Annotated in this window: 20 protein-coding genes; 6 read left to right on the top strand and 14 right to left on the bottom strand. The window is 68.2% G+C overall.

The window, feature by feature from the left end; translation table 11 throughout:
- Positions 1 to 16: 16 nt before the first annotated feature.
- A complete protein-coding gene (locus GEM_RS22280) occupies positions 17 to 289 on the top strand; it encodes a hypothetical protein (protein ID WP_014899658.1) in 273 nt (90 codons plus the stop codon).
- Positions 290 to 359: 70 nt separating this feature from the next.
- Here GEM_RS22280 and pip read toward each other — a convergent pair whose 3' ends face one another.
- Positions 360 to 1,292, bottom strand: a complete 933-nt coding sequence (gene pip, locus GEM_RS22275) for a prolyl aminopeptidase (protein ID WP_014899657.1) — start codon at positions 1,290 to 1,292, stop codon at positions 360 to 362.
- Between the two features lie 171 nt (positions 1,293 to 1,463).
- Positions 1,464 to 1,607 (bottom strand): hypothetical protein, encoded by a 144-nt coding sequence (locus GEM_RS31945; protein WP_187293277.1) that lies wholly within the window; start codon positions 1,605 to 1,607, stop codon positions 1,464 to 1,466.
- A gap of 37 nt (positions 1,608 to 1,644) precedes the next feature.
- Between GEM_RS31945 and GEM_RS22270 the strand changes: the two genes are divergently transcribed.
- A complete protein-coding gene (locus GEM_RS22270) occupies positions 1,645 to 2,796 on the top strand; it encodes an acyltransferase family protein (protein WP_041490974.1) in 1,152 nt (383 codons plus the stop codon).
- A 153-nt stretch (positions 2,797 to 2,949) separates the two neighbouring features.
- Positions 2,950 to 3,294, top strand: coding sequence for a carboxymuconolactone decarboxylase family protein (locus GEM_RS22265; RefSeq protein WP_041490973.1), 345 nt, complete (start codon positions 2,950 to 2,952; stop codon positions 3,292 to 3,294).
- A gap of 9 nt (positions 3,295 to 3,303) precedes the next feature.
- On the opposite strand, the gene GEM_RS22260 is transcribed toward GEM_RS22265, so the two are convergent.
- Genes GEM_RS22260 through GEM_RS22225 form a run of 8 tightly spaced genes read right to left on the bottom strand, consistent with a single transcriptional unit; the run spans position 3,304 to position 11,382 of the window.
- Positions 3,304 to 4,113 (bottom strand): hypothetical protein, encoded by an 810-nt coding sequence (locus tag GEM_RS22260; RefSeq protein ID WP_041490972.1) that lies wholly within the window; start codon positions 4,111 to 4,113, stop codon positions 3,304 to 3,306.
- 53 nt (positions 4,114 to 4,166) lie between these two features.
- A complete protein-coding gene (locus GEM_RS22255; protein ID WP_014899653.1) occupies positions 4,167 to 5,231 on the bottom strand; it encodes a 2-aminoethylphosphonate aminotransferase in 1,065 nt (354 codons plus the stop codon).
- On the bottom strand, positions 5,231 to 6,418 hold the full coding sequence (gene aepY, locus GEM_RS22250) for a phosphonopyruvate decarboxylase (RefSeq protein WP_014899652.1): 1,188 nt from the start codon (positions 6,416 to 6,418) through the stop codon (positions 5,231 to 5,233). Before aepY ends, GEM_RS22255 begins: the two co-directional genes overlap by 1 nt.
- On the bottom strand, positions 6,415 to 8,100 hold the full coding sequence (aepX, locus tag GEM_RS22245; RefSeq protein ID WP_014899651.1) for a phosphoenolpyruvate mutase: 1,686 nt from the start codon (positions 8,098 to 8,100) through the stop codon (positions 6,415 to 6,417). Before aepX ends, aepY begins: the two co-directional genes overlap by 4 nt.
- Entirely contained in the window at positions 8,097 to 8,864 is a 768-nt protein-coding gene (locus GEM_RS22240) for an NTP transferase domain-containing protein (protein WP_014899650.1), read from the bottom strand. Before GEM_RS22240 ends, aepX begins: the two co-directional genes overlap by 4 nt.
- Before the next feature lie 36 nt (positions 8,865 to 8,900).
- Positions 8,901 to 9,902 (bottom strand): HpnL family protein, encoded by a 1,002-nt coding sequence (locus GEM_RS22235; protein ID WP_014899649.1) that lies wholly within the window; start codon positions 9,900 to 9,902, stop codon positions 8,901 to 8,903.
- Positions 9,899 to 10,705 (bottom strand): 2OG-Fe(II) oxygenase, encoded by an 807-nt coding sequence (locus GEM_RS22230; protein WP_014899648.1) that lies wholly within the window; start codon positions 10,703 to 10,705, stop codon positions 9,899 to 9,901. The genes GEM_RS22235 and GEM_RS22230 overlap by 4 nt, the downstream gene beginning before the upstream one ends.
- Positions 10,702 to 11,382 carry a CDP-alcohol phosphatidyltransferase family protein gene (locus GEM_RS22225; protein ID WP_014899647.1) on the bottom strand — a complete coding sequence of 227 codons (681 nt, stop codon included), beginning with the start codon at positions 11,380 to 11,382 and terminating at the stop codon, positions 10,702 to 10,704. The genes GEM_RS22230 and GEM_RS22225 overlap by 4 nt, the downstream gene beginning before the upstream one ends.
- A 727-nt stretch (positions 11,383 to 12,109) precedes the next feature.
- Between GEM_RS22225 and GEM_RS22220 the strand changes: the two genes are divergently transcribed.
- A complete protein-coding gene (locus tag GEM_RS22220; RefSeq protein ID WP_014899646.1) occupies positions 12,110 to 13,624 on the top strand; it encodes an acetyl-CoA hydrolase/transferase family protein in 1,515 nt (504 codons plus the stop codon).
- A 48-nt stretch (positions 13,625 to 13,672) separates the two neighbouring features.
- Here GEM_RS22220 and GEM_RS22215 read toward each other — a convergent pair whose 3' ends face one another.
- Positions 13,673 to 15,205, bottom strand: a complete 1,533-nt coding sequence (locus tag GEM_RS22215; protein ID WP_014899645.1) for a DHA2 family efflux MFS transporter permease subunit — start codon at positions 15,203 to 15,205, stop codon at positions 13,673 to 13,675.
- A 133-nt stretch (positions 15,206 to 15,338) separates the two neighbouring features.
- Between GEM_RS22215 and GEM_RS22210 the strand changes: the two genes are divergently transcribed.
- A complete protein-coding gene (locus tag GEM_RS22210; protein WP_014899644.1) occupies positions 15,339 to 15,779 on the top strand; it encodes a MarR family winged helix-turn-helix transcriptional regulator in 441 nt (146 codons plus the stop codon).
- A gap of 129 nt (positions 15,780 to 15,908) precedes the next feature.
- Here GEM_RS22210 and GEM_RS22205 read toward each other — a convergent pair whose 3' ends face one another.
- Positions 15,909 to 16,406 (bottom strand): DUF2938 domain-containing protein, encoded by a 498-nt coding sequence (locus GEM_RS22205; RefSeq protein ID WP_014899643.1) that lies wholly within the window; start codon positions 16,404 to 16,406, stop codon positions 15,909 to 15,911.
- 158 nt (positions 16,407 to 16,564) lie between these two features.
- Between GEM_RS22205 and GEM_RS22200 the strand changes: the two genes are divergently transcribed.
- The gene (locus tag GEM_RS22200; protein ID WP_014899642.1) at positions 16,565 to 16,990 is read left to right on the top strand and encodes a helix-turn-helix domain-containing protein; all 426 of its coding nucleotides are present in this window, start codon (positions 16,565 to 16,567) and stop codon (positions 16,988 to 16,990) included.
- 75 nt (positions 16,991 to 17,065) lie between these two features.
- Here GEM_RS22200 and GEM_RS22195 read toward each other — a convergent pair whose 3' ends face one another.
- Both GEM_RS22195 and GEM_RS22190 read right to left on the bottom strand, forming a co-directional pair.
- Positions 17,066 to 17,944, bottom strand: a complete 879-nt coding sequence (locus GEM_RS22195; protein ID WP_014899641.1) for a helix-hairpin-helix domain-containing protein — start codon at positions 17,942 to 17,944, stop codon at positions 17,066 to 17,068.
- A 187-nt stretch (positions 17,945 to 18,131) separates the two neighbouring features.
- Positions 18,132 to 19,694, bottom strand: a complete 1,563-nt coding sequence (locus GEM_RS22190) for a sigma-70 family RNA polymerase sigma factor (RefSeq protein WP_014899640.1) — start codon at positions 19,692 to 19,694, stop codon at positions 18,132 to 18,134.

Below are 19,694 nucleotides of genomic sequence, written 5' to 3'. Positions count from 1 at the left end.
TGCAACGGCGGCAGACATGATCAAGCACTTCGACTACACGCTCGGCAACGAGACGATTGCGCTTTGCGCGAGCTTCGGCGCGGGCCCGGCGCTTCGCCGCGTGCTCGTGAGCCGCGCCGATTCGATGGAGACGCTGGTGGTGCTCGACGCGCGCGGCCTGTCGGGCCTGCTGAAGGTGGCGACCGAACAGCCGGAAGGATTGCTCGACGATGCGATCCGCAAGGTCGGCGACGAACAGCTCGTCGAACGGGCGATCCGCGGCCGGACGATCGTCGAAGCCGCGCTTTGAGCGGGCGGCGCGTGCCGGCCGGCAGGGCCGGTTGCAGCGAGCTGCGGTGCGTCGTGTTGCGTAGGGTTGCTTACGCGGCGAACCGGTCCGTCGCGGCGAGCAGCGCTTTCAGGATGCCCGGTTCGTTGTACGCGTGGCCGGCGTCCGCCACGATCTCGAACGTCGCGTCGGGCCATGCTTGCGCGAGATCCCACGCGGTGCGTGCAGGCGTCGCGACGTCGTAGCGGCCCTGCACGATCACGCCCGGAATGCCCGCGAGGCGATGTGCGTCGCGCAGTAGCTGGCCTTCGTCGACGAACCCGCGATTCACGAAGTAGTGGTTTTCGATCCGCGCGAACGCGAGCGCGTAGTGGCCGTCGGCGAAGCGCGCGGCCAGTGCCGGATCGGGCAGCAGCGTGATCGTGCGGCCTTCCCAGATGCTCCATGCGCGCGCGGCTTCGAGCTTCGCGGCTTCGTCGTCGCCCGTCAGCCGGCGATGGTACGCGGCCATCAGGTCGCCGCGCTCGGCTTGCGGAATCGGCGCGAGGAATTCCTCCCACAGGTCCGGGAACAGCCACGACGCGCCTTCCTGGTAGTACCACAGCAATTCCGCGCGACGCATCGTGAAGATGCCGCGCACGACGAGCGCGCTTACGCGTTGCGGGTGTGTCTCCGCGTAGGCGAGCGCGAGTGCGCTGCCCCACGAGCCGCCGAATACGAGCCATTGTTGCGCGCCCACCATCTCGCGCAACCGCTCGATGTCGGCCACCAGGTCCCATGTCGTGTTGTTGTCGAGGCTCGCATGCGGCGTCGAGCGCCCGCAGCCGCGCTGGTCGAACAGCAGGATGTCGTAACGCTCGGGATCGAACAGGCGGCGATGGTCGGGGCTGCAGCCCGCGCCCGGGCCGCCGTGCAGGAACACCGCGGGCTTGCCGGACGGGTTGCCGCAGCGCTCCCAGTAGATGCGATGGCCGTCGCCGGTATCGAGGTGGCCGTGGGCGTAGGGTTCGATCGATGGGTACACAGGCAGGCTCCGGGTGAGGGTCGGCAGGAGGGCGGACGAGGCACGGGCCGGTGCGCGGGCGGAATACGGCAGCGCCGGTATCGCGGATATTGCGGCGCCGCAAAATTCGTTGTGTTGGCATCGGACCGGCCGCCGCCGGACAAGGCTTGTCATTATGCCCATTCAATCCGCTCATTGCGCGCCGATCAGCGCGGGCGGCGCGGCCCGGTGTTCCGGGGCGCATGGGCAGCGGAATTTTTTAAGCAATTTCATTTCGATATTTTTCAGACAAAATCCCGGCGGCATATCGGTGCGCCGTTCGCGGGCGCCGGCCATCGCATCGTCCCTCCACCGTGCCAACGGAATCCAGATGATGAACCATCGCGTCACGCAGTTGACCGGGTTGCGCGCCGTCGCGGTCACGATGGTCGTCGTCGGCCATGCGGAGCATGTGCTGCCGGGCGGCTATACCGGCTGGTTCGCGCCGCTGCGGCTGATCGCCGACGGCCGGCTCGGCGTGCTGATCTTCTTCGTCCTCAGCGGCTTCCTGATCACCAACGTGCTGCGCGCGGAGTTCGCGCGCACCGGCGGCATTGCGCTGACGTCGTTCTACGTGCGTCGCGCGCTGCGGATCTGGCCGGCCTGCTACGTGTATCTCGCGACCGTCGGCATCCTTGCCGTCGCCGGCTGGCTCGACGTCGAGCGCCGCCAGTGGCTGTATGCGGCGCTGCATCTGTGGAACTACTCGGCGTGGTTCGGGCTGGCCGGCGACAACGTGCTGCATCCGGACGGCGCGTGGTATCTCGGCCATTTCTGGTCGCTCGCGCTCGAGGAGCAGTTCTATTGGTTCTGGCCGCTGCTGTTCGTGTACGGCGCCCGCCGTCGCGGCACGCGCTGGCTGGCCGCACTGATCCTGGGCGTGCCGCTGGTACGCGCGCTCACGTATTTCGTCGCACCGGCGCTGCGCGGGCAGCTCGGGATGATGCTGCACACGGGTGTCGATCCGATCCTGATCGGCTGCTACGCGGCGCTCAACCGCGAACGGCTCGAAGCCTGGATCCGCTCGTGGCGCGGCGAGACGCGCATCGTGACGGTGCTCGTCTTCATCGTGCTGTTCGGGATGCCGCTTGCCGAACATCGGCTCGGCGGCTTCTGGAATGCAACCTACGGTGTGACGCTCGAGGCTGCGCTGATCGCGATCGTGATCGTCGTGCTGAATTTCCGCGCGGACTTCTGGTGCGCGCGCTGGCTGCGGGCCACGCCGGTCGTGTTCGTCGGCACGATCTCGTTCAGCCTCTATCTGTGGCAGCAGCCGTTCGCAAACCCGGCGCTGCCGGTCGCGCATGCGTTCCCGCTCGGCATCGTGTGGGCGCTGCTGGCCGCGACAGCCAGCTACTTCCTGATTGAAAAACCGTTCCTGCGGCTGAAGGATCGCTACACCGCGCGCGAGGCGCGACGCGTCCGTGATGACGCGCTGCGCGGGCCGGCGACGCCGGAGTACCTCGAGACCAACGCGGTCAAATAGGATGGACTCGAGAACCGTCCGACCGGACTACCGTCGCCGTGCACATCGGCTATCATCCCCAGGCCGAATTATTTGAAATTGCCGGATGACCCGGGCTGCATCGCGACGCCGGCGACCGACTGGATCGATTCGATAAGGGAGACACGTTTCATGCTGAAAAACTGGCGGCAGTTCTTGCCGAAGATCGGGCAAAGCATGAAGGACATCAAGGAACTGAGTCCGTTGACGATCGACGGCTACCGGATGCTGCACCAGGCCGGCGCGGAAACCGGCAACCTGGATGCGAAGACGCGTGAGCTGATTGCGCTGGCCGTTGCAGTCACGACGCGATGCGACAGTTGCATCGCGAATCACGTGAAGAAGGCGATCGAGCTGGGCGTATCGAAAGCGGAGTTGACGGAGGCGCTGGGCGTTGCGGTGGCGATGAATGCCGGCGCGGCGCTGGCGTTTTCCGGGCGGGTGATGGATGCGTACAACGACTTGTCGGACGCGCGCTGACGCAACACGTTATTTCATCGCCGAACGCGGATACCAGAAGGTCCGGAACATATCGATCCCGTACGACTTGCCGTCGTACCTGACGATCGTGCGTGCGGTTCGCTTGCCCGTGTCCGAATAGTTGCCGTCCTCGCGCTGCGTCTGCGTGATGTGGGCCGCGATCGACAGGTCGGCGAAGCCATGGCTCGAGGTTTTCTCGACCGCGATCGTCATCTTCGCCTCTTCGCTGCGCGCATCGCCCGCGCCGGCGCCGCAGGCCGCGCCCTCGACACTGACCCAGCCGTACAGGTTGGTGCCGAACACCGGGCGGATGCGATTGCCTTCACGGACCCACAGCGTCAGCGCTTCGCTGGCGTCGGCATCGGGACAGCTCGCCCCGCGCGCGCTGCTCGTGAACACCACGCCGAACGCGCGCACGTCGGGAGACAGCCGGTACGGCGCCGTGTCGATGCGATAGCTATGCTCGCCGATTTCCGTCGCCGCATCCTCTTCGACCACCGAACGTTCGGCCGCAACGACCTTGCTGCCCTCGACCAGCGCGACGACCTGCAGCTTTTTGCTGTCGTCCGGGTTCTTGCTCCTGGGCAGCGAATCGAACGCGGCAGCCACGATCGTCGTCTCCGGCGCGTTCGGCATCGCCTTGCACGCCGATGCGATGACGAGCCGGTTCGTGTCGCGCGCGGCGAGGCGCGCGTTCGCGATGCCGGCCCAGCGGGCGATCGCGACGACGGTCGCGTCGCCGCACGGCTGAGCGTCGGCGGCATGAACGACGGGCGCGGCGGCCAGCGCCAGAAGCGCAACGAAGCGGAGGAGGGGCATGGTCATGATGGAAAAAAAGGCCCTTGCGGGCCTTTGTCGACGAAGCGGCGAGCTTACCGCGTCAGCGCCGTAAAACCGTCCAGCAAGCGCTCGACGTCGGCCGCTTCAATCGCGCCCATCGTCGAGATGCGGAACAGCTCCTTCGACAGCCCGCCTTGCCCCGCGTAGATCACGAAGCCACGGGCCTTCAGGCCGTCATGCAGCGTCTCGTACGTGGTGCCCTGCGGCAGCCGGTACGCGCGCAGCACGACCGACGACGCGCCTTCCGGCAGCACGAGCGGCATCCCGCGCGCGGCGAGGCCGGCCTGGGCCTGATCGGCGAGCGCCTTGTAGTGCGCATGGCGCGCACGCCAGCCGCCGGCTTCGTCGAACTCGCGCAGCGCCTCGACGAGCGCGTAGTACGCGTGCACGGACGGCGTGAACGGCGTGTTGCGCTGGTCCTGCAGCTTCGCGAGACGGCCGAGGTCGAGGTAGTACGTGCGGCTCGCGGCCTTCGCGAGCGCGCTGCGGCGCACGATCACGAACGCGGCACCCGGCACGCCGTGCAGGCACTTGTTCGCGGTCGCGGCAACCGCGTCGATCACGCCGCCGGCGAAGTCGATCGCTTCCGCGCCGAAGCTGCTGACGCCGTCGACGAGCAGCTTCACGCCGCGTGCGCGGCACACCTCGGCGATCGCGCCGAGGTCGTTCAGGCGGCCCGTCGTCGTTTCATGATGAATCACCGCGACGTGCGAATAACCGCCCGCGTCGAGGCGCGCGGCGAGCTGGGCGAGATCGGGTGCCTGCATCCATTCGTGCTTCAGCACGTCGTGCGCGATCCCGTACTGCGTCGCGATCTGCGCGATGCGCTCGCCGTACACGCCGTTCTCGATCACGAGCAGCTTGCCGTCCTGCGGCACGAGCGCCGCGATCATGCTTTCGACAGCGGCGGTGCCCGAGCCCGTCATCAGCACGGCGGCCCATTCGGCGGGGTCGAGCTCGTACGCGGCGACGAGGCGCGCACGCGCTTCATCCTGCAGATCGAAGAATTCGCTTTCGCGATGGCACAGGTCGGTTTGCAGCAGGCTACGGCGCACGCGTTCGGTCAGCGTTACCGGGCCGGGGTTCAGCAGCAGCATCAAAGCGCTCCTTCGGCGTGGGCTTGTGCCTGCGCGGCGCCGATATGCCGCATCAGGCGAGTCTTGACCTCGACCGGCGTGACGGTCGGGCGGGGCAGGCCGTCGGGCACGCCCGTACGGATCGCGAGCCGCACGAACCGCGTGCCGTCGGCCGGTTGCGGCGCGTCGAGCGCCGCATCGAGCACGTCGAGCGTGTCGCCTTCGACGGCCGACGCATAGCCGCACGCGGCGGCGACGCCCGCGAACGACACATGCTGCGACACGGTCGCCTGGCCGCCCGTCGATTCGTGCGCGCCGTTGTCGAGCAGCACGTGCGTGAGGTTGGCCGGGCCGTAGGTGCCGAGCGTCGCGAACACGCCCATTCGCATCAGCGCGGCGCCGTCGCCGTCGACGGCCACCACGTGCAGGTCGGGGCGCGCGAGCGCGAGGCCGAGCGCGAGCGGCGTCACGCAGCCCATCGAGCCGACCATGTACAGCTGGTTCGGGCGGTCGTCGAGCGCATAGAGTTCGCGGCCGCAGAAGCCGGTGGACGCGAGCACGACGGTCGAGTCGACCGGTGTGTGCGCGATCACGCGCTGCAGCGCGTCGTGGCGGGTCGGCCACGCGGCGGGCGCTTCGGCACGCGCCGCCGACTGCGCGGCGACATGCGCGCGCGGCGTCGCCGCCGGGTTCGCCTTCAGCTCATACGGCGCGACGCTGCCTTTCTGCATCACGAGCGCGTACGGGCGGCCCGTTGCGTCCATGTGCGCGATCGCGCGGTCGAGCGCCGGGCCGACCTGTTCGGGGTCGGTCGGGAACGTCTCCCACGGGATCTCCATCGTGTCGAGCATCGCCGGCGTGATCGGCCCCATCAGTGCGTGCTGCGGCTCGTCGGATACGCCCGGCTGGCCGCGCCACGTGACGATCAGCAGCTGCGGCAGCCGGAACGTCCAGGTCAGCGACGTGAGCGGGCTCACCGCGTTACCGAGCCCGGAGTTCTGCATCATCGCGATCCCGCGCTTGCCGCCGAGCGTCGCGCCCGCGATCAGCGCGACCGCGTCGCCTTCGTTGGCGGCCGACAGGTAGTGCAGCGTCGGGTCCTGCAGCACGTAGTTGATGAACGGCGTCAGGTACGAGCAGGGCACGCCGGCGTACCAGTCGAAGCCGCGTTCGCGTGCGGCCTCGACGAACTGGGCCGCTTCGATCATCGTGCGCTCCCGTTGCCGGCGCCCGGCTCGGACAGCGGCGTCTGGCCGTGCGCGAAGTCGCCTGCGCGGCGGAAGTCTTCCAGGTCGTTGACGCCGCGCCAGTGGCCGTGCACGTACTGCACCTCGATCTTCTCGCCGGCGGCGATCAGTTCGTTGAGCAGCGACGGGATGTCGAGCGTGTCGAAATCGGGGCGCGCCTGCAGCGTCGCAAGCATGGCCTTCAGGCGGTCGACGCCTGCACCGCGCACGTTCAGCAGGCCGATCCAGCGGCCGTGCGGCGTGCCCGCGGCGACGTCGCTCGACACGCGTTGCAGGTAGGTTTTCTGGCCGAACAGGCCGCGATCGTCCGCCGCCGAGCACAGCGCGAAATCGCGTACGCTCTGGTTGGTTTCCGTCAGCGACGAATCGACCACCACGCTGAACTCGGCCTCGCTCTCCGCGAGGTCGCGCACGATGTAGCTGCGGAACAGCAGGTCGCCGTACGAGATCACGGTGTCGCCGGTCAGGCGTTCGGCCGCGCATGCGAGCGACGCGAGTTCGCCCGTCTGCGCATGACGTTCGTTGACCACGAGCTTGATGCCCGACGTGTCGATCGCGTCGGCGCGATAGCCGCCAACCACGGTGATGTCGTTCACGCCGTGCGTCTTGAAGCCGTCGACGAGCCAGCGCAGCAGCGGCTTGCCGGCGACCGGCAGCATGACCTTCGGCTTGTCTTCGGTCACGGCTTCGAGGCCCTTGCCGCGGCTCGCGGCGAGCACGATCGCGGCGTTCGACGCGCGCGACGACGACGACAGGTAGATACGCTCGGCGGCCGAGTACTCGTCGGCGTCCTGCAGGCGGAAGATCTCGTTGACCGATGCAACGCGGTCCTCGACGTTGATCAGCGTTTCGCTCTCGTGGATCTCGCGCGCGGTCGCCTGCATCGCGGATGCCGATGCGCGGATCAGGTGGTTCGCCCAGATCACGGTGCTGATGCCGGCCTGGCGGAACACGTCGGTCGGCGTGCTGTAGTACTTGGTCGGCACGATTACGAGCGGCGCCTTGCCGCTCCATTCGCGCGCGAACTGCAGGATCTCGTCCGGGCGCGACAGCTTGCTGTGGATCAGGATCGCGTCGGCGCCGGCTTCCGCGTACGCGTTCGCGCGGCGCAGCGCCTCGTCCATCCCCCAGCCCGCGATCAGCGCTTCGACACGCGCGACGATCGAGAAGTCGGGATCGGTCTGCGAATCCTTGCCGGCCTTGATCTTGCCGCAGAACTCGTCGATTTCCGCGAGCGGCTGGCGCTCGCCGCCGATGAAGCTGTTGGTCTTCGGGAACTGCTTGTCCTCGATACAGACGCCGGCGATGCCGCGCTGTTCGAGCTTCTTCACGAGGCGGCGCACGTTGTTGAAGTTGCCGTAGCCGGTGTCGCCGTCGAGCAGGATGGGCAGGTCGCTTGCGTCGGCCATGAACTCGAGCACGTCGACGACCTGGGTCCAGCTCGCTTCGTTGTTGTCGCGTACGCCGAACTGCGCGGAGATCGCGAGGCCCGAGGCCCAGATCCCCTTGAAGCCGGCTTCGCGGACGATCCGCGCGGACAGGCCGTTGTGCGCTTCCATCAGGAATTCGAGGTCGCTGCTGACGAGCATGCGGCGCAGGCGTGCGCTGCGCGATTCGGTGAAGTTGGGTTCGCGTGCGTTCATCGTGCGGCTCCTGCGGTCATACGTTGAATCAGGGGAAGAATCTCTTGCGTGGCGCGTGCCACGTCGTTCGGGAAGTCGATCTCGATCCACGGCGAACCCGTGACATCGGCGACGTCGAACGAATGGCCGCCTTCGAGCAGCAGGTCGCGCACGGCTTCCTCGTGCGGCATGTTCGCGCGGCCGCTGTCGACGTAGCCCGCGACGATCGTCGCGAGGCGGCGCGCGGTGCCTTCGGTGAAGCGGAAGAAGCCGACCGATTCGCCGATCGTGTCGTAGTCGAGGTCGACCGCGAGCTGCTTGCGCAGCTCGACCGGCACGCCGTTCTTCAGGCACAGCTTGACAGGCTCGTCGCCGGCTTCGAAGTCGCGATCGATCAGCAGGCGGTCGACCGCGCGATCGGCATCGGCCACCAGCGCGTGCAGGATGTTCTCGTCGTACAGCACGTCGGCGTCCATCAGCAGCACGTCGCCGCCGCGCGTCATCGCCTCGGCGACGGTGTGCACGGTCAGCACGCTGCCGAGGTCGTAGCGGTCGTTGATCACGATCTCGGCCTGGCGGCCGAGGCGCTTCAGTTCCTGCTCGACCTTCTCGTGCTGGAAGCCGAGCCCGAGCACGATTTCGTCGACGCCCGCGGCATCGAGCACGCGCAGATGGCGCTCGAGCAGCGACACGTCGTCGAAGCGCAGCAGGCACTTCGGGAATTGCGCCTCGGGCGGTTGTTGCAGGCGCAAGCCGAGGCCTGCCGCAAGAATGATGGCTCGCATGGGTTCTCCAACCAAAAAGCCGGCGGATCTGAACGATCAGTCGGCGAGCGGCTGCGGCGCACGGCGCCGCTGCCAGTTTCTTTCACTGAAATGCAGATAGAGCAGGCCGGGCAGGCCGAGCGCGAGTTCGCGCGCGCGCTTCGCGAGCGACAGCGCGAGCGCCGCGTCGGGCGGCAGGCCGACCAGCGGCGCGAGCAGCAGGTAACCGCCTTCCTGTGCACCGAGCGAGCCCGGGATCGCGAACGCCGCACCGCGGATCGCCTGGCCGACGCTCTCGAGCAGCAGCGCGTCGAGCCAGCTGACCGGGTGCCCGAGGAAGTGCAGCGCGAGCCACACTTCGGCGGTGCCGACGATCCAGCCGATAAGGCTCAATGCGAAGGTCTTCGCGACCTTCGCGCGATCGCGGTACAGCGCGCCGACCGCGTCGTCGATCGCGTCCGCGCGGGTCGCCAGCGACGACCAGTCGCGCGGGCCGAGCAGCTTCGACGCGAGACGCATCCCGCGGCCGAACAGCCCGCGCCGCTGCGCCGCGTAGAACGCCACGGCGAGGGCGCCGAGCACGCCGGTGGCGATCAGCGCCGGCGTGCGCAGGTGAGCGACCGACTCGTGCGTCGCATAGAGACTGAACGTGGCGATGCCGATCAGCGCGAACGCCATCTGCGCGAGCGCCTGCATCGTCGTGCTGACGGTGACCGCGGCGGCCGCATCGGCCATCCGCGTGCCGCGCTGCGCGAGGTGGCGCACCATCAGCACGGGGCCGCCGATCTGCCCGGCGGGCAGCAGGCTGTTCACCGATTCGCCGACCCAGCGCGCGCGCAGCGCGTTGCCGAACTCGGCGCCCGGCTGGCCGCGGCGGAACATCACGGAGATCGCCAGCGCGTCGATCACGAGCGGCACGACGTGGAATGCCGCGACGAGCGCGAGGCCCCAGCCGGCCGCGAGGAACGTCGACGCGACCGCGCCAACGCCCTGCCAAGCGAGCAGGGCGACGAAGAGTGCCGTTCCGAGTGACAGCAGGATCAGGCCGGCGCGTGTCATGACCCGGTCGACCGCCGCGTGGCCAGCTGCTTGAACACCTGGCGGAAACCGAAATAGGCGATCGCGTCCTTCATGTTCGAGATGAAGCGCTTCCACGGTCGCATGCCGGGGTTGGTCACGTATTCGAACGTGAGCGACACGCGCGTCTCGTTCTGGCGGAGCGGCGTGATGCGATGGCGCAGCTTGTCGCCGTCGAACAGCACGATGCCGCCGTCGGCGATCTGCACGGAGCCCGGTTCGTCGGGCACGTCCGGGTTGCGCGTATGCAGCTCGTAGTCGAGCCGGCACGACGATTCGTCGATCACGCCGATCAGCAGCGTGTAGCGGCGGCCGTCGTAGTACGACGTGTCGTAGTGCCAGCCGATGTGGTCGCCCGGCTTGGTGTAGTAGTACAGCGCGTACGCGTGCGGATCGTCGTCCGGCGACAGCATCAGCTTGTCGCCCGTGACCTTCTCGAGGAAGCTGAGCAGCGCCTTCGAGCGGTACAGTTCCGCGATGTACGGCGCCTGCTCGTCGATCGTGTGCCGGCTCACGCTGCCGCCCTGCTTGTGGCCGGGCAGGTAATTGCGGTTCAGGCCGGGCTGCATCGCGCGCGCGGCAGCTGCGAGTTTCGCGTGTGCGTCGGACGGCAGGAACGTGTCCAGATACAGGAACGAACCCTGGCGCGTGTAGTCGCCGCGCAGGTGGTCGAGGTCGAGACGGCCGACACAGTCGGCCACGGTGCGATCGGGATCGGCCGCTGCGCGTGCAGGCGCGGGGCGTGCCGGGCTCAGCACGGAGTCGTCGCGCGTGCTAGAAGTCATTTGGAAGCCTGGATTTCGGTTGAATTCTGCGGAAGGTTGCCGCGGCGCACGATGCGCCACCAGTCGATCACGACCCATGCGGCGAACAGCGGGGCGCCGATCGATGCCGCGAGCAGGAACGGCTGGACGCCGTCGACGAGCGTCACGATCGGCAGCAGGTACAGCACGTCTTCCGTTTCAAAGCCGCCGGCGAATGCCTGCTTGGTGCCGGCCTTGCCGGCGAACGATTCGATCCGCATGCGCAGGAAGAAGATCAGCGCGACGGCCGCGCCGGCCACCGCACCGAGCAGCACCGGCGACGCGGCCATCTGGCCGCCCTGGGCGACGATGCCGAGCCCCATGCTGACGAACAGCGCGATCGTGACGAGCGCGTCGGCCGCGAGGTCGTAAAAGTGGCCGATCTTGCTGGACTTGCCGCTGATGCGCGCGAGCTCGCCGTCGGTGTGGTCGACGAAGTTCGACAGCACGATCAGGAATGCGCCTGCATTGCTCCAGCCGAAGCCGCCTTGCGCGAGGCACCAGGCACCGGCGAGGCCAATCAGCAGACGAACGGTAGTGAGGTGATTCGGGGTGACCGGCGTGTCGACGAGCGGTCGGACGAGCGAACGCGCCAGCCGTGCATCCCAGGTGCGTGGCAGGGGTGGCTCCGAACGTGTGGCAGTTTTTCTTTGGTCCATCGGCGAAATATATACGGAATTGTAATTTGTTGCTTTTTATTCGATCAATGTCCTGACATACGAGAGTGTTACCGCGTAATCCTGACATCGGCCGGTTGCGAACCGGATGCGCGAAACGGCGCGCGCGCATGCGGGCCATACCTGATCCAGTGTGGTTCGCGTGGCGCGACTGTCAAGGACGGATGGGCCTGTGACGCGCGCTCGGCGGCGATTCGCACTTGCATGGGCGGCGGCGGCGAACGTGCGCGGCTTGATATGCATCAGGCCTGAAAAAGCGGCGTCGGGCGACAATTGGCCGCGGCGATTACGCGACGGCCATCGCCGCTCGATTGCACGTCGTCAGGCGTTCAATCCGGAAAGCTATCGGTCGATTGATTGTCAGTCGGTTGTAATTAATGGTCGCAAAATCGGCCGTTTTCTTTCGCGTGCCTTTCGGGTGCATTCGGTTCGTTCACATTGCGACTCGCGCAACGGGGCCAAAACCGATGCGTCGATCGATGCACGCGCGGCTCGGCACCACGCATTGCCTGTCACAGAACGGTCGTTCGATACGCGTGCATTCAGCAAGTATCTTTTGCATTCAGCGGACATTTCGCGGTGGTGGCCTCTGCGATACTCCGATCGTGCCTGTGGTGCCGGCCGCTCCTCGCGGCCCCAAGGGCTTCTCGTCGCTCAGGAGACACCCCCCGCGACGTCAACGACAGATCAAAGCGTCAGATATACAGCCATGTCTTCTTCACGCATCCTTGCTCCCGCCCTGCGTTCGCTCGTCCGCACCGCCGACGAAGCCGCCGCGCTGATCCGTCCCGGCATGACCGTCGCCATGAGCGGCTTCACCGGCTCGGGCTACCCGAAGGCCGTGCCGTCCGCGCTCGCCGCCCACATCGACGCGGCCCACGCGCGCGGCGAAGACTTCCGGATCAACGTGCTGACCGGTGCGTCGACCGCGCCGGAACTCGACGGCGCGCTCGCGCGCACCAACGGCATCTCGATGCGCCTGCCGTACCAGTCCGACCCGACGCTGCGCGACAAGATCAACGCCGGCGAAGTCGACTACCAGGACGTCCACCTGAGTCACGTCGCGCAATACGCATGGTTCGGCCTGTACGGCGAGCTCGACGTCGCGATCGTCGAAGTCGCGGGCATCCGCGAGGACGGGCTGCTGATTCCGTCCGCGTCGATCGGCAACAACAAGACGTGGCTCGAGCAGGCGAAGCACGTGATCCTCGAGGTCAACTCGCGCCAGCCGCTCGGCCTCGACGGGATGCACGACGTTTATTACGGCACCGCGCTGCCGCCGCACCGCAAGCCGATTCCGCTGACGAAAAGCGACGACCGGATCGGCGAGCCGTACCTGCGCTGCCCGGCCGACAAGATCGTCGCGATCGTCGAGACCGACGCGCCGGATCGCAGCAACGCGTTCTCCGCGCCGGACGCCACGTCGAAGCAGATCGCGCTGCAACTGATCGACTTCCTGCGCCACGAAGTCAAGCGCGGCCGCCTGCCGGAAAACCTGCTGCCGCTGCAGTCGGGCGTTGGCAACATCACGAACGCGGTGCTCGCGGAACTGAGCTCGGCCGGCTTCTCGAACCTGACCGCGTACACCGAAGTGATCCAGGACGGCATGCTCGACCTGCTCGACGACGGCACGCTGAGCTTCGCGTCGGCCACGGCGCTGTCGCTGAGCCCGGCCGCCGTGCAGCGTTTCGCCGACGAGATTGCGACGTTCCGCGAGAAGATCCTGCTGCGTCCGCAGGAGATCAGCAACCATCCGGAACTCGTGCGCCGCCTCGGCTGCATCGCGATGAACGGGATGATCGAGGCCGACATCTACGGCAACGTGAACTCCACGCACGTGATGGGCACGAAGATCCAGAACGGCATCGGCGGCTCGGGCGACTTCGCGCGCAACGGCTACCTGTCGTGCTTCATGTCGGCCAGCACCGCGAAGGGCGGGGCGATTTCGCGGATCGTGCCGATGGCGAGCCACGTCGACCATACCGAGCACGACGTCGCGGTGGTCGTCACCGAGCAGGGTCTCGCCGACCTGCGCGGCCTGTCGCCGAAGCAGCGCGCGCGCAAGGTCATCGCGACCTGCGCGCACCCCGATTACCGGCCGATGCTCGAGGATTACTTCGAGCGCGCGTCGCGCGAGAGCTTCGGCAAGCACACGCCGCACCTGCTCGCCGAAGCGCTGTCGTGGCACGAACGCTACGTGCGCACCGGGACGATGAAGGCCTGACGAGTCGGCCTGCGACGGGCGCGCGCCGCGCGTGCGCCCGTCGTGTCGTCAATCCAGCGCCGCGTGCGCGACGTCGACGCTCGCCGTTTTCTGCGGCGGGCGGATCAGCAGCAACAGCGGGATCATCAGCAGCGTCGCGACGAACATCAGCTTGAAGTCGTTCAGGTAAGCGATCATCGTGGCCTGCTGGTTGATCGTGCGGTCGAGCAGCGCAATGTCGAGATGGCTGCCGGCCATCGCCTGCACGGCCGGGTTGAACGGCGTGATGTGGGTCGCGAGGTCGGCATGCGCGACCTGCGTGTTGCGCGTCATCAGCGTCTGCACGATCGAGATGCCGATGCTGCTGCCGATGTTGCGCATCAGGCTGTAGGTGGCCGTGCCGTCCGCGCGCAGCTCGGGCTGCAGCGTCGAGAACGACAGCGCGCTTAGCGGCACGAACACGAGCCCCAGCCCGAAGCCCTGGACCACGCCCGGCCACACGATGTCCGCCTCGGACAGCACGATCGTGTACTGCATCATCTGCCATAGCGCGAGCGCGGAAATCGCCAGCCCCGCGAGCAACAGCATCCGCGCATCCACGTATTTCAGCAATCGTCCTACGAACAGCATCGCGATCATCGTGCCCGCGCCGCTCGGCGCGGTGACGAGGCCCGTCGTCGCGACGGGATAGCCCATCAGGTTCTGCAGCATCGGCGGCAACAGCGCGCGCGTCGCATACAGCACCGCGCCGACGACGAAGATGAACAGCGTGCCGGTCGCGAAGTTCGGGTCGCGCAGCAGCTCCGACTTGAAGAACGACGCCTTGCCGACGGTCGCCGTATGCACGAGGAAGAACGCGAAGCTGAGCGCCGCGACGAGCGCTTCGATGCGGATCTCGTACGAGCCGAACCAGTCGAGCTGTTCGCCGCGGTCGAGCATCGCCTGGAATGCGCCGATCGCGAGTGCCAGCGTCGCGAAGCCGAACGCGTCGAATTTCACGTGCGGGCGCGGCGCGCGCGCGGGCAGGAAGGTCAGCACGCCGGCGAGCGCGAACGCGCCGATCGGCACGTTGATGAAGAACACCCAGCGCCAGTTGTAGCTGTCGGTCAGCCAGCCGCCGAGCGTCGGGCCGAGGATCGGGCCGACCATCACGCCCATCCCCCAGATCGCCATCGCCTGGCCCTGCTTCTCGCGCGGGTTGATGTCGAGCAGGATCGATTGCGACAGCGGCACCAGCGCGGCGCCGAACACGCCCTGCAGCAGCCGCGCGCCGACGATCTGCACGAGCGACTCGGACAGCCCGCACAGCGCGGACGCGACCGTGAAGCCCGCGATCGAGATCGTCAGCAGCCGCTTCATGCTGAGGCGGTCGGACAGCCAGCCGGTCAGCGGCGTCGCGATCGCCGCGGCGACGATGTAGGAGGTCAGCACCCAGGTGATCTCGTCCTGCGACGCGGACAGCGTGCCCTGCATGTGCGGCAGCGCGACGTTCGCGATCGTGCTGTCGAGCGTCTGGATCAGCGTCGCGAGCATGATCGACAGGGTCAGCATCGGCCGATTGAGGGCGGGCGGCGAGGCGGGGGCGTCGGCGGCGGGATTCAAGCGGGTGTCTCCGTGAGGCGGTCGCCGTGGGCGGCGATCCGGTATGCGTCGAATTATGAGCACGCTTATTATATCCGTGCTCATTGCCTCGTCGAGCGGCGGGCCGATGGCGGCTTGACCCTATAATCGGCGCATGGACAAGACTTACGAGAACCGGATCGGCTACCTGATTTCCGATGTAGCCCGCCTGCAAGGACGCCTGTTCGACCGGCGCGCGAAGCGCCTCGGGCTGACGCGCGCGCAAAGTCGCGTGCTCGCGTACCTGACGTGGAAGGGCGAGATGAATCAGGCGCGGCTCGCGGAATGGCTCGAGATCACGCCGATCTCGCTGACCCGGTTGCTCGACCGGATGGAAAGCTGCGGCTGGATCGAACGGATCGCGAATGACGACGATCGCCGCGCGTTCGTGATCCGGCTGACCGACAAGTCGCGCGACATCTTTCCGCAGATGCTGGAAGTGGGCGACACCGTCACCGACGACGGGCTGCGGGGCTTCACGCGCGACGAGCGCGATATGCTGGTGCACCTGCTCGGGCGCGTGCGCCAGAACCTGATCGACAGCGGTGGCGAATGATGCGGGCACCGGTGCGGGCCGCGGAATCGACTCGAATCGGCCGAGTGGCCGTGGCGACGACGAGGTGACCCCGCGGCCCGATTCGGCGCGATTCCGTGGGCCCGACGCTGCCAGCGTCGATGCGCAGCGCTAGCGGCCCGACATCGCCAGCGCGAACGCCGCCAGATAAAGCCCCGCCCCGAACACCAGATGCGTGACGATGCTGCGCCGGCGCGCGACGCCCGGCTGCGGCGTACGCGATGCGGCGACGCCGAACCCGAACGCCGGCTGCATCACGAAGAACGGCGCGGCGACGCTCGCGAGGCCCGCGACGAGCGCGGGCACGGGCGTCGGCGCGCCGATCCATTCCGTTCCCGCAATCGCGACAGGCAGCGCGGCGAACGCGATGCCGATCGCGTAATGCGCGGCCCAGCCGAGCAACCGCTCGCCCGGCACCGCCGATGCGCTGACGATCGACGCATGCCGGAACCGCCCACGCGTCATGTGGCCGAGCCAGCGGCCGACCAGCGCGTAGTCGAGCGACGGAATCCCGAATACCCTGCGCCGCAGCAGCGCCCACAGGTCCAGCATGAGCGTCGCGCCCGTGCCGATCAGCACGATGCGCAACAGAAAGTCGAGTGAGGTCATTGCGCGTCTCCGGGGCGAACGGCCGCGGCGGCGCGGCGTAACGGGGCGGGGGCGCGAGTCTGGATGCAGGGCGGTATCGGCGGGGTCATGGCGGTCAGGGCTTGTCTCGAAGGATGCGAACGGCTATCTTGCAACTTCAAGTTCACTTTAGGTCAAGCATGAGCCGTCTGGACATCGCCGACGTCGCGCGTCGCTCGGGATTGCCCGCATCGACGCTGCGCTATTACGAAGAGAAGGGATTGATCGTGCCGAACGGCCGTCACGGGCTGCGGCGTCAATACGACGAGGCGGTGCTGGAGCGCCTCGCGCTGATCGCGCTCGGCCGCGAGGCCGGGTTTTCGCTCGACGACATCCTCGCGATGTTCGGCGCGGACGGCCGTCCCGCGATCGATCGCGCGAAGCTCGACGACAAGGCCGACGAGCTCGACCGCACGATCCGCCGGCTCGGCGCGGTGCGCGATGCGTTGCGGCACGCGGCTGCATGCCCGGCGCCGAGCCATCTCGAGTGTCCGTCGTTCCGCAAGCTGCTGCGCATCGCGGCGCACCGGCATCCGGCGCGCCGCACGAAGACGGAAGGCGCATAGGCGGCGTGCGGGCCACGCCGCTCGAGCGTGCGCCGCTGGCTGGCCGCGCCGCAGCGGCCTAACGACCCGAACGCATCATCCCGCGTAATACACGCGGCATTCCATCTCGCGGCCGCGCACGATGCGCTTGCCGACGAGCGCGCCGAGCGTTTCGGTGACGACGGTCCGCTGGTGCTCGCATTGCAACGCATCGTAGAAGTAGAGCGTGACCCAGTCCGCCGTGCGGCAGGATTCCTGCGGGCGGATAGGATACGGACACAGCGCGGTGAAATGCCAGCCGCCTTTCGTCATGTGCATCACGGGCGGCGACACGCTGACGTCCGCGTTCAGGCGGCGCGTCACGAGCATCGGCAGGATGCCGGCGGCCGCCTTGTTGCGGTACAGGCGGTCGATGTAGAGCAGCAGCTCGACAGGCGGTTCCGTGCCGGGGGCAGCATTGCGCGCGTGGCCTTGCCAGCGTCGGCGCCGGCTCAGCACGTCGTCGAGCGCCGCGCGGATGCCGGCCGCGCGACGCGGGCCGACGCCTCCAATCGCTTCGAGCTGGCCGCTGCGGGCCGCGCGTTCGAGATCCTCGAGCGTATCGATATGCAACTGGTCGTGGATCCGCAGCGCGAGCGCGTGACCGATGCCCGGCACGGCTTCGAACGCGGACGCGCGTTCGGCGTCGCCGCGCAGCCGATCGAGGAGGCGCCAGCGCCCGGTCACCAGCAGTTCGGCGATCGCCTGCGCGACGCCCGTGCCGACCTCGGGCAGCGCGCCGAGCGCATCGACGCCGCCCGTGTCGAACCGTGTGCGGATGTCGCCGTCGATCGACTCGATCGTGTCGGCCGACGTGCGATAGGCGGCCACCCGGTACGGATTCGCACCCTGGTCGGCAAGCAGCTGCGCGGCTTCGCGCAGGCAGGCCGCGATCTGCCGGTTTTCCTCGTGCGTCTGGCTAACGGTCGTCTGCATGGTGCGGGACCCGGGGAAGCGCAAACGGAATGGACACGGCGGGCAACGCGCCGGTCGACGTTTCATTTCAGCACATTGTCGCGGCAAGCGACGAACAAAACTTGATGCGCATCAATGGCAAACGTTGTACATGCGGGAACCGGGCCGCGCGCGTTCGTGCCGGGATGCGGCACGAACGCGCGACGGGTCATGCTTCGAGGAACGACTGTGCGCCCTCGGCCTCGGCGGCCGTGCGCAGCGTGGCGAGCGCGCGTTTCTCGATCTGCCGCACGCGTTCGCGCGACATCCCCGCATCCTGCGCGATCGCGTCGTAGGTATCGGGCTCGGTGCCGCCGAGACCGAAGCGCCGGCGCAGCACGTCGGCCTCGGCCGGCGTGACCGACCGGAGCAGCGACGTCACGCATTCACGCATGCGCGTGTCTGCCAGACGCTCGAACGGGCTCGCCGAAGCCTGATCCTCGATCAGGTCGACGAGGCCGGTGTCCGTGTCGGGCAGCGGCGTGTCGAGCGACAGCGGCTCGGCAGGCAGCGCGAGCACCGCACGCAGCTTGTCCTCGGCCAGCCCGGTTTCGGCCGCGAGTTCGGCCGGCGTCGCGCGGCGGCCCGTGCGCTGGCGGAAGCGCAATGCATGCCGCTGCACGCGCTGGTACTGGTCGCCGACGTGCACGGGCACGCGGATCGTGCGCGAGCGGTCGGCGACCGCGCGCGTGACCGCCTGCCGGATCCACCAGGTCGCGTAGGTCGAGAACTTGAAGCCGCGCCGGTATTCGAACTTCTCGATCGCGCGCATCAGGCCGAGGCAGCCGTCCTGGACCAGGTCGGGCAGGTCGACGCCGCGGTTCATGTATTTGCGCGCGATCGACAGCACGAGCCGCAGGTTCGCCTCGAGCATCGCACGCGTGCCGCCATGCACTTTCTGCTGGCCGTCGCTCAGCGCGGCGCCGAGCGCACGCCGCGCAACCGTGTCGAAGCATGCGGCGTCGGTGCCGGCGGCTGCATCCGCGGCGGCGTTGACCGGCGCGGTTGCGAGCGCGCGCGCGACGCGGGTCGCGTCGTCGACGGCCGGTGCAACCCACGCGAGCGAACCGAGCAGCGCGGCCAGGTGATTGCGCGCGTCGCGGTAGTCCGCCGAGCGGCAGCCCTGCGCGTGCAATGCGCCGCGCACGGCCGCGACCGCATCCTGCAGCGTGTCGTAGCGGACCGGCACGGGCGTATCGCGTTCGCGATCGTCGACGTCATCGCCTGCGTCGTCGGCCGCGCCGGTTGCACCCGTTCCGCCATGGCGCGCGAGCAGCGCATCGACGGCCGCCGGATAGCCGGCGAGCGCATGCAGGATCTGATGGCGGCCCGTTTCGATTTCGCGGGCGAGCACGATTTCGTCTTCGCGCTTGAGCAGCGGCACCGCCTGGATGCGCCGCGTGTAGAGCGCGAGCGGATCGGTCGATGCGCTCGCGCCGCGGGCGAGTTCGCCGAGCAGCGCGCGGCCCTCGTCGAGCGCGTCGCGATCGACGTCGACCGGTGCCGCGCCCGCGAACGGCGCCGGCGCGGCCGGCTCGTCGAGCACGGCGATGCCGATGTCCGCGAGCGCGGCGCGCACGACGTCCAGCGCGTCGGGGCTGTCGCTTTCCGGCGGCAGCGCGTCGACGAGGTCGGCGTGCGTCAGATAACCCTGTTCGCCGGCAAGCGCCAGCAGCTGGATGATCGGATCGAGGGGCGTGTCCGCCCGAAGCGTGGGGCGTGGCGTAGTCAT

Origin of the sequence: Burkholderia cepacia GG4 (genome assembly GCF_000292915.1) — a bacterium.
Taxonomy (GTDB): Bacteria; Pseudomonadota; Gammaproteobacteria; order Burkholderiales; family Burkholderiaceae; genus Burkholderia; species Burkholderia cepacia_D.
Note: the sequence above shows the minus strand (reverse complement) of the source record. Positions and strands in the feature narration are given on the sequence as shown.

Bases quoted from the DNA above. Each gene is read 5' to 3' on its own strand.
- GEM_RS22280 (WP_014899658.1), top strand. From the start codon at position 17: ATGATCAAGCACTTCGACTACACGCTCGGCAACGAGACGATTGCGCTT.
- GEM_RS31945 (WP_187293277.1), bottom strand. From the start codon at position 1,607: ATGGCCGGCGCCCGCGAACGGCGCACCGATATGCCGCCGGGATTTTGT.
- GEM_RS22270 (WP_041490974.1), top strand. From the start codon at position 1,645: ATGAACCATCGCGTCACGCAGTTGACCGGGTTGCGCGCCGTCGCGGTC.
- GEM_RS22260 (WP_041490972.1), bottom strand. From the start codon at position 4,113: ATGCCCCTCCTCCGCTTCGTTGCGCTTCTGGCGCTGGCCGCCGCGCCC.
- GEM_RS22255 (WP_014899653.1), bottom strand. From the start codon at position 5,231: ATGCTGCTGCTGAACCCCGGCCCGGTAACGCTGACCGAACGCGTGCGC.
- aepY (WP_014899652.1), bottom strand. From the start codon at position 6,418: ATGATCGAAGCGGCCCAGTTCGTCGAGGCCGCACGCGAACGCGGCTTC.
- aepX (WP_014899651.1), bottom strand. From the start codon at position 8,100: ATGAACGCACGCGAACCCAACTTCACCGAATCGCGCAGCGCACGCCTG.
- GEM_RS22240 (WP_014899650.1), bottom strand. From the start codon at position 8,864: ATGCGAGCCATCATTCTTGCGGCAGGCCTCGGCTTGCGCCTGCAACAA.
- GEM_RS22235 (WP_014899649.1), bottom strand. From the start codon at position 9,902: ATGACACGCGCCGGCCTGATCCTGCTGTCACTCGGAACGGCACTCTTC.
- GEM_RS22230 (WP_014899648.1), bottom strand. From the start codon at position 10,705: ATGACTTCTAGCACGCGCGACGACTCCGTGCTGAGCCCGGCACGCCCC.
- GEM_RS22225 (WP_014899647.1), bottom strand. From the start codon at position 11,382: ATGGACCAAAGAAAAACTGCCACACGTTCGGAGCCACCCCTGCCACGC.
- GEM_RS22220 (WP_014899646.1), top strand. From the start codon at position 12,110: ATGTCTTCTTCACGCATCCTTGCTCCCGCCCTGCGTTCGCTCGTCCGC.
- GEM_RS22210 (WP_014899644.1), top strand. From the start codon at position 15,339: ATGGACAAGACTTACGAGAACCGGATCGGCTACCTGATTTCCGATGTA.
- GEM_RS22205 (WP_014899643.1), bottom strand. From the start codon at position 16,406: ATGACCTCACTCGACTTTCTGTTGCGCATCGTGCTGATCGGCACGGGC.
- GEM_RS22200 (WP_014899642.1), top strand. From the start codon at position 16,565: ATGAGCCGTCTGGACATCGCCGACGTCGCGCGTCGCTCGGGATTGCCC.
- GEM_RS22195 (WP_014899641.1), bottom strand. From the start codon at position 17,944: ATGCAGACGACCGTTAGCCAGACGCACGAGGAAAACCGGCAGATCGCG.
- GEM_RS22190 (WP_014899640.1), bottom strand. From the start codon at position 19,694: ATGACTACGCCACGCCCCACGCTTCGGGCGGACACGCCCCTCGATCCG.